Origin of the sequence: Synechococcus sp. CBW1108 (assembly GCF_015840335.1) — a bacterium.
In the GTDB taxonomy this organism is placed as follows: Bacteria; Cyanobacteriota; Cyanobacteriia; order PCC-6307; family Cyanobiaceae; genus Cyanobium_A.
Map to the genome: position 1 here is coordinate 2900191 of NZ_CP060395.1, position 14724 is coordinate 2914914.

General features: G+C 63.2%; 12 protein-coding genes and 1 pseudogene. 5 read left to right on the forward strand and 8 right to left on the reverse strand.

Annotated features, from left to right (window positions below; all coding sequences use genetic code 11):
• Positions 1–21: 21 nt before the first annotated feature.
• Entirely contained in the window at positions 22–1380 is a 1359-nt protein-coding gene (gene rppB / locus H8F27_RS15740; protein WP_197149349.1) for a two-component system sensor histidine kinase RppB, read from the reverse strand.
• Positions 1380–2108, reverse strand: coding sequence for a two-component system response regulator RppA (gene rppA / locus H8F27_RS15745; RefSeq protein ID WP_231596699.1), 729 nt, complete (start codon positions 2106–2108; stop codon positions 1380–1382). Before rppA ends, rppB begins: the two co-directional genes overlap by 1 nt.
• Positions 2109–2184: 76 nt before the next feature.
• Between rppA and H8F27_RS15750 the strand changes: the two genes are divergently transcribed.
• From H8F27_RS15750 to H8F27_RS15760, 3 genes are read left to right on the forward strand one after another with little or no spacing between them, the layout of a single operon-like run.
• Positions 2185–2757 carry a hypothetical protein gene (locus H8F27_RS15750; RefSeq protein ID WP_231596700.1) on the forward strand — a complete coding sequence of 191 codons (573 nt, stop codon included), beginning with the start codon at positions 2185–2187 and terminating at the stop codon, positions 2755–2757.
• Positions 2750–5881, forward strand: coding sequence for an efflux RND transporter permease subunit (locus H8F27_RS15755; RefSeq protein WP_197149353.1), 3132 nt, complete (start codon positions 2750–2752; stop codon positions 5879–5881). Before H8F27_RS15750 ends, H8F27_RS15755 begins: the two co-directional genes overlap by 8 nt.
• Positions 5878–7008 carry an efflux RND transporter periplasmic adaptor subunit gene (locus tag H8F27_RS15760; protein WP_197149355.1) on the forward strand — a complete coding sequence of 377 codons (1131 nt, stop codon included), beginning with the start codon at positions 5878–5880 and terminating at the stop codon, positions 7006–7008. Before H8F27_RS15755 ends, H8F27_RS15760 begins: the two co-directional genes overlap by 4 nt.
• A 42-nt stretch (positions 7009–7050) precedes the next feature.
• On the opposite strand, the gene H8F27_RS15765 is transcribed toward H8F27_RS15760, so the two are convergent.
• Positions 7051–7380 (reverse strand): hypothetical protein, encoded by a 330-nt coding sequence (locus H8F27_RS15765; protein ID WP_197149357.1) that lies wholly within the window; start codon positions 7378–7380, stop codon positions 7051–7053.
• Positions 7381–7546: 166 nt separating this feature from the next.
• Here H8F27_RS15765 and H8F27_RS15770 point away from each other — a divergent pair, with 166 nt between their 5' ends.
• Positions 7547–7810, forward strand: a complete 264-nt coding sequence (locus H8F27_RS15770; RefSeq protein ID WP_197149359.1) for a hypothetical protein — start codon at positions 7547–7549, stop codon at positions 7808–7810.
• 195 nt (positions 7811–8005) lie between these two features.
• On the opposite strand, the gene H8F27_RS15775 is transcribed toward H8F27_RS15770, so the two are convergent.
• Together H8F27_RS15775 and H8F27_RS15780 are read right to left on the reverse strand one after the other, a co-directional pair.
• Positions 8006–9565: an IS1182 family transposase gene (locus H8F27_RS15775; RefSeq protein WP_197148363.1), complete on the reverse strand. Its 1560-nt coding sequence runs from the start codon at positions 9563–9565 to the stop codon at positions 8006–8008.
• 99 nt (positions 9566–9664) lie between these two features.
• Positions 9665–12166, reverse strand: coding sequence for a ligase-associated DNA damage response DEXH box helicase (locus H8F27_RS15780; RefSeq protein ID WP_197149360.1), 2502 nt, complete (start codon positions 12164–12166; stop codon positions 9665–9667).
• 219 nt (positions 12167–12385) lie between these two features.
• On the opposite strand from H8F27_RS15780, the pseudogene H8F27_RS18370 reads away from it, so the two are divergent.
• Positions 12386–12553: pseudogene (locus H8F27_RS18370) on the forward strand (DUF1643 domain-containing protein); the annotation flags it as partial.
• 416 nt (positions 12554–12969) lie between these two features.
• On the opposite strand, the gene H8F27_RS15790 reads toward H8F27_RS18370, so the two are convergent.
• The 3 genes from H8F27_RS15790 to H8F27_RS15800 form a co-directional block, all read right to left on the reverse strand.
• Positions 12970–13539 (reverse strand): DUF4334 domain-containing protein, encoded by a 570-nt coding sequence (locus H8F27_RS15790; RefSeq protein WP_197149364.1) that lies wholly within the window; start codon positions 13537–13539, stop codon positions 12970–12972.
• A 389-nt stretch (positions 13540–13928) separates the two neighbouring features.
• On the reverse strand, positions 13929–14237 hold the full coding sequence (locus H8F27_RS15795) for an addiction module antidote protein (RefSeq protein ID WP_197149365.1): 309 nt from the start codon (positions 14235–14237) through the stop codon (positions 13929–13931).
• 9 nt (positions 14238–14246) lie between these two features.
• Positions 14247–14537, reverse strand: a complete 291-nt coding sequence (locus tag H8F27_RS15800; protein WP_197149366.1) for a type II toxin-antitoxin system RelE/ParE family toxin — start codon at positions 14535–14537, stop codon at positions 14247–14249.
• Positions 14538–14724: the final 187 nt, after the last annotated feature.

Consider the following 14724-nt stretch of genomic DNA (forward strand, 5'->3'; position numbering starts at 1 on the left):
CCGATGCCAAGCCAGCTCAAATCAATCAGCGCATGGCAGCGTCACACAGAAGCAGCTCCCAGCCCCGGGTTTGGATTGCACACTGATCCCACCGCCGTGGCGACGAGCAATGGCCTGGGCAATCGCCAATCCCAGGCCCGTCCCCCCCTGGCTGCGGGAGCGGGCTGGATCCAGGCGGGTAAAACGATCAAAAATGCGTTGCCTCTGGGCCGCTGGAATACCTGGGCCGCTGTCGTGGATGGAGAGCTTGATCTCCCGGCCCCGTTGCTCCAGGCTTACTTCGATTCGGCCGCCTACCGGACTGTGTTGAATCGCGTTGCTGACCAGGTTGATCAGCAAACGGCCCAATTCCGCCTCGTTGCCGTGCACCCTGGCAGGGGTAATCCACCGGTTCTGCTCCAGGCTTACCTGGGCTGCGGCAGCCGCCTCGCCGCACTCCTCCAGCACGTCGGCACTGATTTCGGCCAGGCTGCACACCTGCTTCTGGCTCTGGGGAATGGGTCGCTCCAGGTTGGCCAGCAAAAGCAGGTCAGCGATCAGCTGTTGGAGGCGCCGGCCCTGGCCCAGGACCCGATCCAGGCTTTTTGCTATTCGGCTCGGGGGTAGCTCGGCGATGGTGCTGCGTTCGACCTCCACCAGGGCCAGCAGGTTGGCGAGGGGAGTGCGCAACTCATGGGCCACATCGGCACTGAATTGCTCCTGGCGCCGGTAGGCCTCTACCAGCGGAGCCATGGCCAACCCCGCCAGCCACCAGCTGGCCAGGGCCATCACCAGCATCGCCAGGGAGAAAACAGCGTGGCCAAGCAACCACAACCGATCTGCCTCAGCATCGAGCTCGGCCAGGCTGCGAGAGACCTGCAGATAGCCCCAGATCGCTTCACCAGGAGCTTGGGCGTGGTGAAGATGGATCGTGTAGGTGCCCCAGCGCCCGGCGGCCCGGTCGCCGGCCAGAACCCAGCCCGTCTGGCCCGGTGTCGTTTCCAGGGGCAGGGTGCCGGGGGAGCGGGCAATAAGGCCGCCGTGGAGATCCAGCACCCGCAGCTTGAATCGATCTGGATCGGAGGCGCTGATGCCATGGCGATGGATCAGATCCGCCGGTGGACGGCAGGGCTCCCGCACCGGACAGAGGCCGGGCAGCACCGCAGCGATGTTGAGGGAGGCCGGTCCGTATTCGGGCAGGGAGGGTCTGAGGCTGTCATGCAGGGTGCCGGCGATGGCCTCCAACTCCCGCTGGATTGCCCCCTGCTTGGTTTGCAGCAGCAGCCGCCCCATGGCCCAGCCAGCGCCGTAGAGCAAGCTGCCCATCACCAGCAGTGACAGGCCGGCCAAGCGCAGGCGCGCGCGCCAGAGCAACCCGGGCACTGGGGAACGCTCAGGCATCACGTTTGCTGGGCTTGCTGCTGAGCTGGCTGGCTCGCTGGAGGATGCGCGAATCGATAGCCCCGGGTCGGCAAGGTTTCGATTGGTGAGGGCAGGCCATGGGCTGCCAACTTGCGCCGCAACAGCCGCACCTGGGCCGCCACCACATTGCTCACCGGATCCTGATGCAGGTTCCAGAGTTGGTTGCGCAGCCGCGAACCCGGAATGATCTGACCGGGGTGTTCAAGGAAATAGGCCAGCAACTGGCGCTCCTTGGCCGAGAGCACCACCCAAACGTCACCGCTTGCGGTGTGGACCCGCAAGCTGCCAGTGGCGGGGTCGAGGCGGTAACAGCCGGCCTCCAGCTGGGGCTCGCGATAACCCGGGGGACGGCGCCGCAGGGCCCGGATCCGCGCCAGCAGCTCCTCCATGGCAAAGGGTTTGCTGAGGTAGTCATCGGCACCGGCATCGAGGCCCTCTACCCGATCGGTCGTTGCAAAGCGGGCGCTGAGCAACAGCAGGGGCAGGCCCAGTCCAGCGGCCCGGGCACGCCGGCAGATTTCGATGCCGCTCAGATCCGGCAGCATCCAATCGAGGATCGCCAGGTCGTAGTTGGCCAGCTCACCGCTCAATAGTGTCCAGCCCTCCTGGCCCCCTGGGCAGTGATCCACCACATGGCCCTGACGCTGCAGCACCTCCTGGATGGCTGCGGCCAGGGGTACCTCGTCTTCCACCAGCAGGATCCGCAATGGCATGGGATTTCACCTGGTTTTCATCCCGGTTGGGCCATCCTGCGCCCATCCGTTGATCCTGTAGATCTTGCCCGTGCGAATCCTGCGACTTACCGCCCGTGTCAGCCTCTCGGCGGCAACCCTGCTGGCCATCGCCACGGCGGCTCCGGCGGCCCTGGGCCACGCCGGTCACGGCGATGAGTTCAAGCCCCAGGGGGATGCCCGCCAGGTGCGGCGCCAGGCCGAGAGCGATGGACTGCTGGGGGTGGCAACGGCCAGGCCCGCCCAGGGCTCCGACGGCCTCACGGTGCCGTCAACGGCGCTGGTGGATGCCAACGGCAAGCCCCTGCTGTTCGTGCAGATGGAGAAGACCTACGACCCTGTATTTGTGCAGACCGGCGCCAGCCAGGGCGACCGGGTTGTGGTGACCAAGGGAATCGATCCCACCGATGAGGTGGTGATCTCCGGCGCCCTTTCGCTCTACGCCGAGTCGCTGAAAACCCAGCCGGCCGAGCAGGCAGCTGAAACCAAAACCCCGGCGGCGGTTGCAGTAACTAATTCGAAAGCAGGCGGCGGCCTGCCCGTGCCAGCCCTGGCGGCTGGAGCTGTAGTGCTGCTTGGCGGCGGGGCCATCTGGCTGGCTCGCCGCCAAAAGAGAGATGCTTGAGCGGCTGCTCAACACCACGCTCCGCTTCTCGATCGCCCGCCGCTGGCTGATCGTGGCCGCAGCGATCGTCATCAGCCTCTGGGGTGTGCTGGCAGTGAGCCAGATGCCGCTGGATGTGTTTCCGTCGTTCGCCCCGCCCCAGGTGGATGTGCAGACCAGCGCCCCCGGCCTTTCCCCCGAGGAGGTAGAGACCCGAATCACCTTGCCGATCGAATCGGCCGTGAATGGCATCCCGGGGGTGGAGACCGTGCGCTCCTCCTCGAAGGCAGGCCTATCGATGGTGCAGGTGGTGTTCCACCAGAACGCCGACATCTATCGCGCCCGCCAAATAGTGGCCGAACGGATCCAGCAGGTCAGTGCCCAGCTGCCCGCCAATGCTGGTGCTCCCGAACTCTCGCCGCTGGTCTCCCCCCTGGGCACGATCCTTCAGGTCGCCTTCACCGTGAACGGCGATGGCGTCACTTCGCTGATGGATCTGCAGCAGTTGGTGCTGCGCTCCTACCGCCAGTCAATCCTCGCGGTGCCGGGGGTGGCCCAGGTAACGATCTATGGCGGCGATGAGCAGCAATTTCAGGTGCTGCTCGACCCACAGGAGTTGCAGGTTCAGAACGTTTCACTCCAAGCGGTGATGGAGGGCGTTGGTTCGGCCATGGCCACCAGCCCAGGCGGCTTCCTGATCGGTGGGGGCCAGGAACGGCTGATTCGCCCCCTGACCCAGATCACGCAGGTGAAAGATCTGGCCGAGGCGGCCGTGCGCAATCAGCAGGGTCAACCGGTGCTGCTCTCAACGCTGGGCGAGGTGAGGCTCGGTGCGGCGCTTAAGCGGGGCGACGCCAGCTTCAACGGAATGCCGGCCGTGGTGCTGATGGTGACTAAACAGCCGGATGTCGACACCCCAACGGTGACCCGGGCGGTGGAGCACCGCCTGGCCGAACTCAACCGCACCCTGCCGACTGATGTGCAGATCCAGCAGACCTTTCGCCAAAGCAACTTCATCGACAGCGCGATCCGCAATGTCAGCTCAGCCATGGTTGAAGGCGTGGTAATCGTCTCGGCCGTGATCGTGCTGTTTTTGATGAACTGGCGTGGAGCTGCGATCAGCCTCAGCGCGATTCCCCTGTCAATCCTGATAGGCCTGATGCTGATGAATGCCTTGGGCCTCGGCATCAACACCATGACCTTGGGAGGGCTGGTGGTGGCGATCGGCTCAGTAGTTGACGATGCGATCGTAGATATGGAGAACTGCTATCGGGGCCTGCGCGAAAACCAGGCCTCCGGTAATCCAAGGAATCCTTTGCAGATTGTCTTTGAAACCTCCGTGGAAGTGCGCCAGCCGGTGCTCTTTTCAAGCTTGATTATCATTGTAGTATTTGCACCGATCTTTTCGCTTACCGGCGTAGAGGGGCGCATATTTGCGCCAATGGGGCTGGCCTACCTATTTTCGATTGCAGCCTCTTCACTGGTTGCTCTCACGCTGATTCCAGCTCTTTGCGCCATCTTGTTGGCGCCGGTGCAGCTGCCCGAGGAGAGCACCTGGCTGACCAATCAGGCCGAGCGCATTTACCGGCCGATTCTCGACCTTGCGCTGGACGCACCGCGGCGTGTGCTGGTCATCGCTCTGGCCATGGTGGTGGCCACCAGTTTGATCCTGCCGGCGTTGGGGCGGGTCTTCCTGCCTGAATTCCGCGAAAAGTCACTGGTCAACTCGATGGTGCTCTACCCGGGGGTGTCCTTGGAGATGACCAATCGGGCCGGCCTGGCGCTCACCCGGGAGCTCCAGAACAATCCCCTGTTCAGCTGGGTACAGGTGCGCAGCGGGCGCGCTCCCGGCGACGCCGATGGGGCCGGCGTGAACCTGGCCCACGTGGATGTGGAACTGAGCGAACTGGCTCTTGCCAATCGCCCCGCCGCCATTGCCGAACTGCGCCAGGCCTTTGCCAAGCTGCCTGGGGTGGCTCCCAACATCGGTGGATTCATCTCGCACCGCATGGATGAGGTGCTCTCGGGTGTGCGCAGCGCCATCGCCATCAAGATCTATGGCACCGATCTGGGGGAATTGCGCCGCATCGGCGAGGCCGTTGAGAGGGCGATCAAGCCGATCGAGGGGGTGGTGGATCTGCAGCTCGAGCCCCAGCTGCCCATCCCCCAGGTGCAGATCCAAATCGACCGTCCTCTGGCGGCCGCCCTGGGGCTGACGGTGGAAGAGCTGTCGGAGGCGGTGGAAATCGCCCTCAACGGCAAGGTGGTGGGCCACGTGGTGGACGGCGGAGTGCGCAGCGATGTGCTGGTGCAGCTCCAAGAGAACGCCCGCCAGAACCTCGATGCAATTCGATCGGTGCCGGTGGCCTTTGCCGACGGCATGACGGTGCCGCTGGGGAGCGTCGCCTGGATCGAGGAAGGGCTGGGCTCCAATGTCGTCAATCGGGAAGACGTATCCCGCTTGATCGTGGTGTCGAGCAACGTCAGCGGCCGGGCCCTCGGCAGCGTGGTGAAGGACATCCAACGCACCATTGCCCGCCAGGTGCGCCTGCCCCAGGGATACACGATTCGCTACGGCGGTCAGTTCGAATCGGAGGAGCGGGCCACCGCCAGTCTCGTGTTTTACAGCCTGGTGGCCGCCGCCGTGATCAGCGTGCTGATGGTGGCCTCCGTCAAATCGCTGCCGGCCACGGTGGCGATCATGCTCAACCTGCCGCTGGCCCTGATCGGCGGGGTGGTGGCGGTGCTGCTCACCGGCGGGGTGCTCTCGATCGCCTCGCTGATCGGCTTCATCACCCTGTTCGGCATCGCCGTGCGCAACGGTCTGCTGCTGGTGGACAACTACAACCGCCGCCATGCCGCTGGTCAGCCGTTAGACGAGGTGATCCGCGAGGGAAGCCTGGAGCGCCTGAACGCCATCCTGATGACCGCCCTTTCCTCGGCCCTGGGGGCGTTGCCCCTGGCACTGGCTTTTGGGGCGGGCAACGAAATCCTCCAACCCCTGGCGATCGTCGTGCTCGGCGGCCTGATCACCTCCACCGCGCTCACCCTGCTGGTGATCCCGGCGCTGTACGCCCGCTTTGGCCGCTGGCTATTGCCCCCTGTCAGTACCCACGCCCCTTTCCCTGCCGTGTCCCAGCCATGAAAGTGCTACTTGGTATGGCAATTGCCGGATCTTTGCTGCTGGGACTTGGCCTGGGGCGCCTCAGCGGCCGGCTTTCGCCAGCTCCCCCTGAAGTGCCCCCAGGGCGGATCGAAGCCAAAGACAGGATCACACTCAGTGAGGAGCAATTGCGGCGCTCCGGGCTAAGCATCATTCGCCCCGAACTCAGCACGGGAACCGAACGGCCGATTTCGGGCTTTGTCGAAGCTGCTGTTGGGGCCCGCTCGAGCGTGGCCATACCCGTGGCGGGAAGGTTGGTGCGGCTGCTGGTGGCTCCCGGGATGGCCGTGCGCGCCGGTGAGGTGATCGCTGAGGTGCGAAGCCCGGAAGCTGCTGTGGTGCAGGCGGAGGCTGGGGCGGCTCAGGCAACGGCCCAATCGCTGGCCTATCAATACCGCCTGGCAATACCAATGGCCCGCCAGGGTGCCCTCTCGGCGCAGGAACTGGAGAGCCGCCGCCTTGCCAGTGTGACTGCTGCCAGCAGTGCCCGGGCGACGGCGGCAAAGGCAGCAGCGATCGGTCAACCGGATGCCAGGGGAGGGCTGCTGATCAGGAGCCCCAGCAGCGGGCAGGTCACCGTGGTGAAGGCCTACCCAGGCGCCGTGTTGCGGGAGGGGGAGGAAGTGGCCCAGATCAGCGATGCCCGTGGCAGTGAAATGCGTTTCCTGGTGTCTCCCCTGCTGGCCGCCAATCTGAAGAGCGGCCAGTTGCTGCGGGTGAAAGCAGGTGCGCAGGAGCTGCGGGCCCGGGTGGTCGCAGTGGCGGCCGACGGTGATGGCGGCAGGCGGTTCACCGTGGTGCGCGCCCAGTCGGTGGATGGTCCCATGCCACCGGCAGGAACAGCGGTAACCGCCTTTTTGCTGGTTGCTTCAGCAGAGCAGCGCTTCACGGTTCCGGCCGAGGCTGTGCAGATGGTCAAGGGCACCCCGGTGGTGTTCCGTTACCAGCGAGGCGGCGCAGAGCCGATGCCAGTGGTAATCGGCAAGCAGTCGGGCGGCCGGGTAGAAATTGCCCAGGGCCTGCGTGGCGGGGAAAGACTTCTCAGTGGCAACACCGGGCCGCTGAGTCTGGCCATCAGCAGGGAAGATCGGCTGGATTATCAGCAATAAAGCAAATGGCTGGATTGATTGGTTGACTGGATTGGTATGAGCTCAGGCGTTTTCATCAACGCTGCCCTGGGCACTGCCCTCCACTTTGCCGAAGACATGGCCCCATATGTCGCCCTTTACATCTCCCCAAACACTGCCCTCAATATTGCCATTGACATTCCCTAAAACGTGGCGTCCTACGTTGGCGCCGACGTCGCGACCCACATAACCCTCCACACTCCCCTCCACATCTCCGTAGATATCACCTTGAACACTGCCCTGGATATTCCCCTTAACGTCGCCCCATACATTTGCATTGACTTGCAAAATCCGCAGTTTTCCATCCACAAGGCCAAAAGTCACAAGCTTATTAATCTCTTCAATCTCAGACATGGGCTTGGTTGATAAATTCGATAATCCATCCTAACCCCGCCCCGACGCAAGGGCGCCGGGGGCGCCGCAGAAATGACCATTACGACTAATTAATATGTGTGCCGCATTACAGACAAGCAGCCCAAGGGCTAGCCATGGTGAATCCAAAAGATAGCCGGCTATGTGGATGCAGATTTCAACCAGCCTGGGCGCTGACCTGCAGGTTGGGCGCTGCTACCGCCTGATTGATGGCAGCTGTGAGCCGCACCGGGAACTCGATGCCTATTACAGCAGTCTTGACGAGGCCATCGCAGATGCCATTGCCTGGGTTGAACCAATCGCTCAAAACAATCACCAGGGACCGCTGATCGGCGTGGAAGTATCAACCACCAGAGGGGAATGGCGCACCTGCCGCATACCCGGCCCCCTGCTCTGCCCGCTACCCCGTTAGTCGACCGCCGCCAGAACGCCATTTGGCGATCCTGCTGGTGCTGGTTGGGGCTGAGTTTCCCTAGCTAGGAGTGTGTCGCTCGTAGCGCCGCCGCTCACGCCATCCAGCGCAGCTCGGCACTTCTTTCTTTACCGTCTTCCTTTGAATTTCGGACGCGGTTCGCTGACTTCTGCTCAGCCGTGGGGGTCTGCCCCCCTATCCCGTTGCCATCGCCTCCTGCAGCCTCTGTTTCTTCAGGTGGCGCCACAGCTTGTTGAGGTTGTGGGTTGTTCCCCAGAGCATCCATTCCCCATTCACCTTGGCCAGCCCGCGCAGCAGGAAGCGCCGCAGCCCTCGCACTTCTTTGGTTTGACCAAACACCGGCTCCACGATCGTTTTGCGCTTGGCGTAGATCTCTCGGCCTTCTTTCTTGCGTAGCTTGCGGGCCATCTTGCCTTTGGCATCCAGCCCCTTGGGGATCGGGCCATAGATCGGTGGTAATGGCTGACCGTGCGGCAGCCTGCCCGTCGCGATGTGGGGGTCGGTGCCTCGCTTTTCGCAGGCAGAAACGTTGTCCTCACTCCAGTAGCCCGCATCAGCAATGAACGTCCTGGGCACCTGGGTGGTGTTGGCCATGGTGCGCTCCAGCATGGGCACCAGGTGCTCTGGATCCGGCGGTTGGTTGCTGACGCCCATCGCCACGATCACCTGGTGATCGCCATCGACGGCCGCTTGGCAGTTGTAGCCCTGCAGCAGGTTGCCGTCGCTTTTCATGATGTGGCTGTCTGGATCCGTGTAGTTCCGCTGCGCAGCGGCTGTGGGGCTGCCATCGGCCCGATGGGCCAGGCCGCGATAAGGCATGGCGTCAGCCGGCTGAGGATCCAATCCTTCCGGCTCAAGGCCTGCCTCCTGGGCCTTCTCGATCGCTAGCTCCTTGGCGGCCTCTGCTTTCTCCTGCGCCTTGGCTGCTTTGCCAGCCAGCTTCTGCTGTTCGCTGGCATCCGCTACTGCGGCATCGGCAGCAGCAGCAGCATCCGCCACCGCAGCTTCTGCCTCTGCTGCCTGCTTGGCGCGATCACGGGCAGCGGCGGCCGCTGCTTCTGCCTCCAACGCTTGTCGGGCATGGCGGATCTTCTTCAGCCGGTCCTCGCGCCGCCGCAGCTCCTTGGGCAGATCACTGCCCAGCTTGCCTTTGCCGTACTTGCCGTCTTCCTGCGCATCAAGGATCTCGGCCCGGCGCATCAGCTCCTTGATCTCCTTCTCGAGCTGCGCCTCGGCTTTGAGCATCCGCTCGTGGCTCATCGCTTTGTGTTTGGAGGCATTGGCCTGCACCTTGGTGCCGTCCAGCGCCACATGGCCCAGGCTGACCATGCCGGCCGCCTGACAGAGGCGCAGGATCTGAACGAACAGCTCGCTCAGGGCCTCAAGGTTGCGGCGCCGGAACTCACTGATCCGGCTGTGGTCCGGCTGCTGGTTGCCGGTAAGCACCCGGAAGGCCAGATCCTCGTAGCAGGCCCGCTCAATCTTCCGGGAGGAGACCGTGCCCACGCAGTAGGCGTAAAGCAGCAATAGCGTCATCATCCTGGGGTCGAAACCCTTCTCGCCACGGGGATCTTTGCTCTGGGCAGGGATCACGATCGCCGACAGATCCAGCTCATCGACCAGATCGAGCAGGAAATACACCTGATGGTCAGCGGTCAGCCAGTCACTCGGTGAGGCCGGCAGCAAGGAGGTCTGCTCCGGCTGCCAGGGACGAAAGGTCTTGCGCTTCTGCATGCCCCATTTTATCGCCCAGATCCACTGCTGTCACTGGGATCAGGGCAGATTTGGATACGTCTGTGGAGTGTCGCTGGGTGATCTACGCGCAACAGCCTCCTAGGAGCCAGGAGGGCCCCCTTCGGCGCGTTCAGCTTCCTGGCGCAGGCGCTCCAGGCGCTGCAGCAGGGACTCATTGCTCATCCGGTTGTTGAGGCGCTCGGCCAGCAAGGGAAAGGCCAGGGGCCCAGGCCGGGGGGTACGCTCCAGCTGCAGGGTGCACCGCCGCAGGCGCTGCAGGGCGACGGTGATCCGGGGCAGATCCAGCTGTTCGCTGAGCACTTCCGATCTGGCCTGGGCCAAGAGGCGGTTTGAGGGTTCGTGGCGACTGAATACGTCGTAGAGCAGGGCGGCACTGATCTGGAGTTGGCCGCCCGATTTGGCCTGGCCGGGAAAGCCGTTCAGCACCAAGCCACTGATCTGGGCAATGGCGCGGAAACGCCTCCGGCAGAGTTCTGAAAGATTGATTGCCTGCTCCAGGTCGTCCTTGAGATCGGCGCCGGCGAGCAGTTCTGCGGCGTGCAGTTCAAACAACTCTTCAAATGGGTAGTTTTTCGGGGCTAGCAGTTCAAAGCCGTAGTCGTTTACCGACACCGTGATCGTGCTGGCTTGGTGCCGGGCCAGGCGCCAGGCCCAGAGAAAACCCAGCCCTTCGTGCACAAAGCGCCCTTCAAATGGATAGGCATAGAGGTGGCTGCCCTCGCGGCTGTTGCAAACCTCCACCAGCAATTCATGCTCCCTTGGCAGCCGGGAGAGCTGCACCTGGCGCTGCAGCAGGGGCTCGAGCGCCACAAGCTCGGGGCTGTCGAGTGTGGCCTGCCCCGCCAGGGCGCGGGCACAACAATCCACCTCGGCGCGCAGGTGGCGGCTGAGCAGGTCGGAGAGGGCCATCTGGCCGCCTGCCCAGGCGGGCACGGTGTTGCTTTTTTTGGAGCTGGCCTTCACCTGGGCCGTCATTTCCCGCAGGCGCACAAACTCCAACTGCCGGCCCGCGAAGAAAAACACATCGCCGGCCTTCAGCCGGCCGATGAAGGCCTCTTCCACATGGCCGAGCACGGCGCCGCGCACAAAGCGCACGGTTACGGCCCGGTCGGCGGTGATGGTGCCGATGTGCAGGCGATGCATCCGGGCGATCGCCTTTTCCTTCACCAGCAGGCGGCCGTCTTCACGCTCGAGCTTGCGGTAGCGCGGATAGGCGCCGAGGCAGTCGCCGCCGTGCTCGAGGAAGCGCAGGCACCATTGCCAGTCGCTATCGCTGAGCTGGCGGTAACTCCAGGCGCTGCGCACCGCCGCCAGTTCGCTTTCGGCCTGGAAGCCGGGCCCGCAGGCCAGGCTAGTGAGGTGCTGGAGCAGAACGTCGATCGGGGCGTTCGGCTGGCGCCTTTCCTCCACCAAGCCAGCCGCCAGGCCGCGCCGCAGGGCACTGAGCTCCAGCAATTCGAGGGCATGGGTGGGCATAAACAGCACCTGGGAGGTGCCGCCGGGGATGTGGGCGCTGCGGCCAGCTCGCTGCAGCAGCCGGGCCACATTTTTAGCTGAGCCGATCTGCACCACCCGCTCCACCGGCTGGAAATCCACGCCTAGATCGAGGGAGCTGGTGCACACCACCCAACGCAGATCGCCTGCTTTCACCCCGGCTTCGATCGCCTCGCGCTCAGCCCGGTCGATGGCGCTGTGGTGAAGGGCCAGGGCGCCCTCCATCTCAGGGCAGGCGTAGCGAAGGCACTGGTGCCAGCGCTCGGCCTGGTTGCGGGTGTTGGTGAACAGCAGGGTCGAGACGGCGGGCTCCAGGGCCGCCACCAGATCCTCATAGCGGCGCAACCCGAGGTGGCCGGCCCAAGGAAAGCCATCGATCGTCTCGGGTAGCAGGCTGCGGATCTCCGTGGCCCGGGCAATCGGTGCGGTGATCAGGCGGGGTTCGCTGGCGGCGCCAAGGGCGCTGCGGGCCGCCTCGTCGAGATTGCCGATGGTGGCGCTGATCGCCCAGGTGCGCAGACCGGGCCGCTGGCTGCGCAGCCAGCTCAGGCAGAGCTCGGTTTGGCTGCCCCGCTTGCTGCCCATCAACTCGTGCCACTCATCTATCACCACCGCCCGTAGGCCGGCAAAGAGGGCAGGCGCCTTGGGGTTTGCCAGCAGCAGGCTGAGCGATTCCGGCGTGGTGATGAGGATTTCGGGCGGGCTGCGCAGTTGCTTGCCGCGCTCGTAGCTGGAGGTGTCGCCATTGCGGATACCCACCCGCAGCGGCCAGCCCATCGCCGCGATCGGCTGCTGGATCGCCAGGGCCAGATCCCTGCTCAGGGCCCGCAGGGGGGTGAGATAGAGCAGCCGCAGGGCGGGGCTGGGCTCGGCCAGGAACTCGGCAATCGGACCCATCACGGCGGCATAGGTTTTGCCCGAGCCAGTGGGCACCTGGATCAGGCCGCTCTCGCCGGCCAGGTAGGCCTGCCAGCACTGGCGTTGGAACGGCAGGGGCGTCCAGCCCTGACGCTCAAACCAGGCTTCGATCGGGGCGAGCAGCGTGCCGGGGAGATCCGATCGCCTGACCTGGCCCACCGGAATCATCAATGCACACGCTAAACCTAATCACCGGGGGGTGATGGCGCAGGGAGGGCCGCCCTTGGCGCGGGGGATTGCTTGCCGCTGCGGCTCTTGTGCACCCCATGATGGAGGTGAGTCGCAAGGTGAGTGACTCGCTGCTGATTGGCGTGGCCTCATAGGGATATGCAGGCACGATGGGCGCATTTGAAGCCAGAAATAGACTGACGTCGATGGAGTGCTGGGCTAAGCCGCGACATGGGCGTATTCGCTGGACTGAATCCATCATGCGCAGATAAATCAATCAAAGACCCAGCCATTCAACGTTGCGTTAAGTCTGCGAATGAGTTGGGAATCGAGGGGGTGTATCCGCTCAATGCGTATGCCTTTAGAGCAACTCGCCTCGCGACATGAAAGCAGCAAGCAATCCAGTTGGACCAATAAATGATAAGTTGCTCCGGTATTACGGGAGCAACGCGATTGAGATCTTTGCCTGTTGGGCTGCCCACTGCGAACCAAAGCGCTGAGGCTTGGATTGCGAAATGATCGGCAAGTTAGTGATGGGCATTGGGACAACAAAGAATGGACGACAGAAGTATCTACTTGCAAATGGATACCAAACGGGATTAGTTCTGGCAGCCGCAAGTGTGACTTGTCGAAAGCTTGCCATCAACAGGCAGGCAAGAACTTGAGGTGCCGAGGCAGCGAGCTGGTGGTGGCCTGTCCACTCGAGGAGCTTGTTTGGCTATAGAGACTAGAAGGTTGGGCCAAGTATGCATATATCTAGATACAACAAACTCCTCGCTGCTGCCGCGTAGCTGCTGGAGCGATCACGACCGCGAGGCGACGTCGCTGCCCTCGCGCCGCAGGATGAAGAAGAAGGGCTGGGATATTCCCCGCGCGTCCATCACCCCTAGCAGGGTGTGCTCATCGAGGCGGCGGAAGACATCGACAATCGGCAGGTGGTCATACAGCATCGCCGCGCTGGCCACGCCACGGTGCTTCACCACCCGCAGGCGGGCCTGCGGGTGGTGGGTGATCCACAGAGGCAGCGCCAGCCGCTGGAATAGGTTCCCGGCGGCGGCGGTGCCCAACCAGGGCCAGCGCTCTAGCCAGCGAGGATCCGGCAGCAGCGTGGCCCGCAGCGGCACCACGGCGCCACCGGCGGTGCGAAACAGCAGCGGATCCACGTCATCGGGGCCGCGGAAGGCCTTGCCATACCAGTGAAAGGTCTCCAGCACCCCATCGAGGGGATGGCCCGTGGCGAAGCTGCCGCCAAGCCAGCGACCCAGCAGCTCGGTGAGCTCCACCGCCGGCAGCCGGTCGAACAGGGCCAGCGCCTCCTCCGGCCCGGCGGCGGCGGTGGAGGCTGGATGGTCCGCCGGTGCGGTGGTTTGCATGGTCACGAGATACGCGGGTTCTCAGGCTGGCATTTCATCGAGAAGATCATTTGCGTCGCAGGCTGCTGCTGCATCTGCCCAGCCTGCCCTTGGGTGAATGGAAGGTCTGATTATCAGTACGCCCGGTGCAGCATCTCTTTCAACCTCATCTGCCAGACCCCCAACCTCAAGCAGCAGCTTGGGGAGGCGGATGCCATGCGAATTCCCCATTTTTGAAAAGCTTGGCTCGCACTGGAGTTACCTCCTGCAAGCAGATCTACATTGTGCTCAGGCCATGGGGAGCTATCCATTCACTCCGCGCCAGCTAACGCTGCCCTTGAGTGGCAGGCAGGGAATTTGAGGTGGCGAAGCAAAGTTGCAAGTGGGGGCCTGTCCACTCAAGGGGCCGGTTAGACAGCCATCTTCGCCTTGTCAGTAGCAGTCACATGCAGTTCCAAACCCAACGCCGAGATCACCTTCAATATTGTTGCCAGCTCAGGATTTCCCGAAGGCGATAAAGACTTATACAGACTCTCCCTGCCTAGGCCAGCATCACGTGCAACTTGGCTCATACCTTTGGCCCTGGCTATATCACCTAAGGCAGCTGCAACCAGCTGAGGATCGCCATCCTGAAGTGCAGCCTCCAAATAAGCTGCGACATCATCAGACGTGGTGAGGTGTGCGGCTGGATCCCAGATTGTCGTGGTGGTTTTAGTCATTGGCTTCTCCTAGAGATTTCGAGCAAGTTCCTTGGCGAGACGAATGTCCTGGTCTTGAGAATTCTTATCGCCACCTGAGAGCAGAATGACTACGGTATCTCCTTGTCTTGTCAGATAGATCCGATAACCGGGGCCGTAATAGATCTGCAGCTCTGATACGCCCTCTCCGACAGAGCGGATATCGCCTGAGTTGCCCAAGGAGAGACGTCTAAGCCGAATATCGATGCGAGCTTTGGCAGTCCGATCACGCAGGCCAGTGAACCACGCGGCATAGGCAGACGCCTCCCGAATTTCGATCATGCCTCATTGTATCCTAAGAGATACGCGCAGGCAACGGCCGTTTGGTCTGCCCAACGCTTATTGGGCGGGTCCGTTAACCATTTTTGGGAGTCTGTTTTATCCGCACAACGCCTACTCCTATCCAGGCCCCGGCTCCGTGAGTTTTGTTGGTCTACAGGTTTAGAGCCGCTCGCTCCTGAATGCTCAG

What these genes read in the sequence shown, in the direction of transcription:
- H8F27_RS15760 (WP_197149355.1), top strand. Translation starts at nt 5,878, where the DNA reads ATGAAAGTGCTACTTGGTATGGCAATTGCCGGATCTTTGCTGCTGGGA.
- H8F27_RS15780 (WP_197149360.1), bottom strand. Translation starts at nt 12,166, where the DNA reads ATGATTCCGGTGGGCCAGGTCAGGCGATCGGATCTCCCCGGCACGCTG.
- H8F27_RS15775 (WP_197148363.1), bottom strand. Translation starts at nt 9,565, where the DNA reads ATGCAGAAGCGCAAGACCTTTCGTCCCTGGCAGCCGGAGCAGACCTCC.
- H8F27_RS15800 (WP_197149366.1), bottom strand. Translation starts at nt 14,537, where the DNA reads ATGATCGAAATTCGGGAGGCGTCTGCCTATGCCGCGTGGTTCACTGGC.
- H8F27_RS15755 (WP_197149353.1), top strand. Translation starts at nt 2,750, where the DNA reads ATGCTTGAGCGGCTGCTCAACACCACGCTCCGCTTCTCGATCGCCCGC.
- H8F27_RS15790 (WP_197149364.1), bottom strand. Translation starts at nt 13,539, where the DNA reads ATGCAAACCACCGCACCGGCGGACCATCCAGCCTCCACCGCCGCCGCC.
- H8F27_RS15770 (WP_197149359.1), top strand. Translation starts at nt 7,547, where the DNA reads ATGCAGATTTCAACCAGCCTGGGCGCTGACCTGCAGGTTGGGCGCTGC.
- H8F27_RS15795 (WP_197149365.1), bottom strand. Translation starts at nt 14,237, where the DNA reads ATGACTAAAACCACCACGACAATCTGGGATCCAGCCGCACACCTCACC.
- H8F27_RS15765 (WP_197149357.1), bottom strand. Translation starts at nt 7,380, where the DNA reads ATGTCTGAGATTGAAGAGATTAATAAGCTTGTGACTTTTGGCCTTGTG.
- rppB (WP_197149349.1), bottom strand. Translation starts at nt 1,380, where the DNA reads ATGCCTGAGCGTTCCCCAGTGCCCGGGTTGCTCTGGCGCGCGCGCCTG.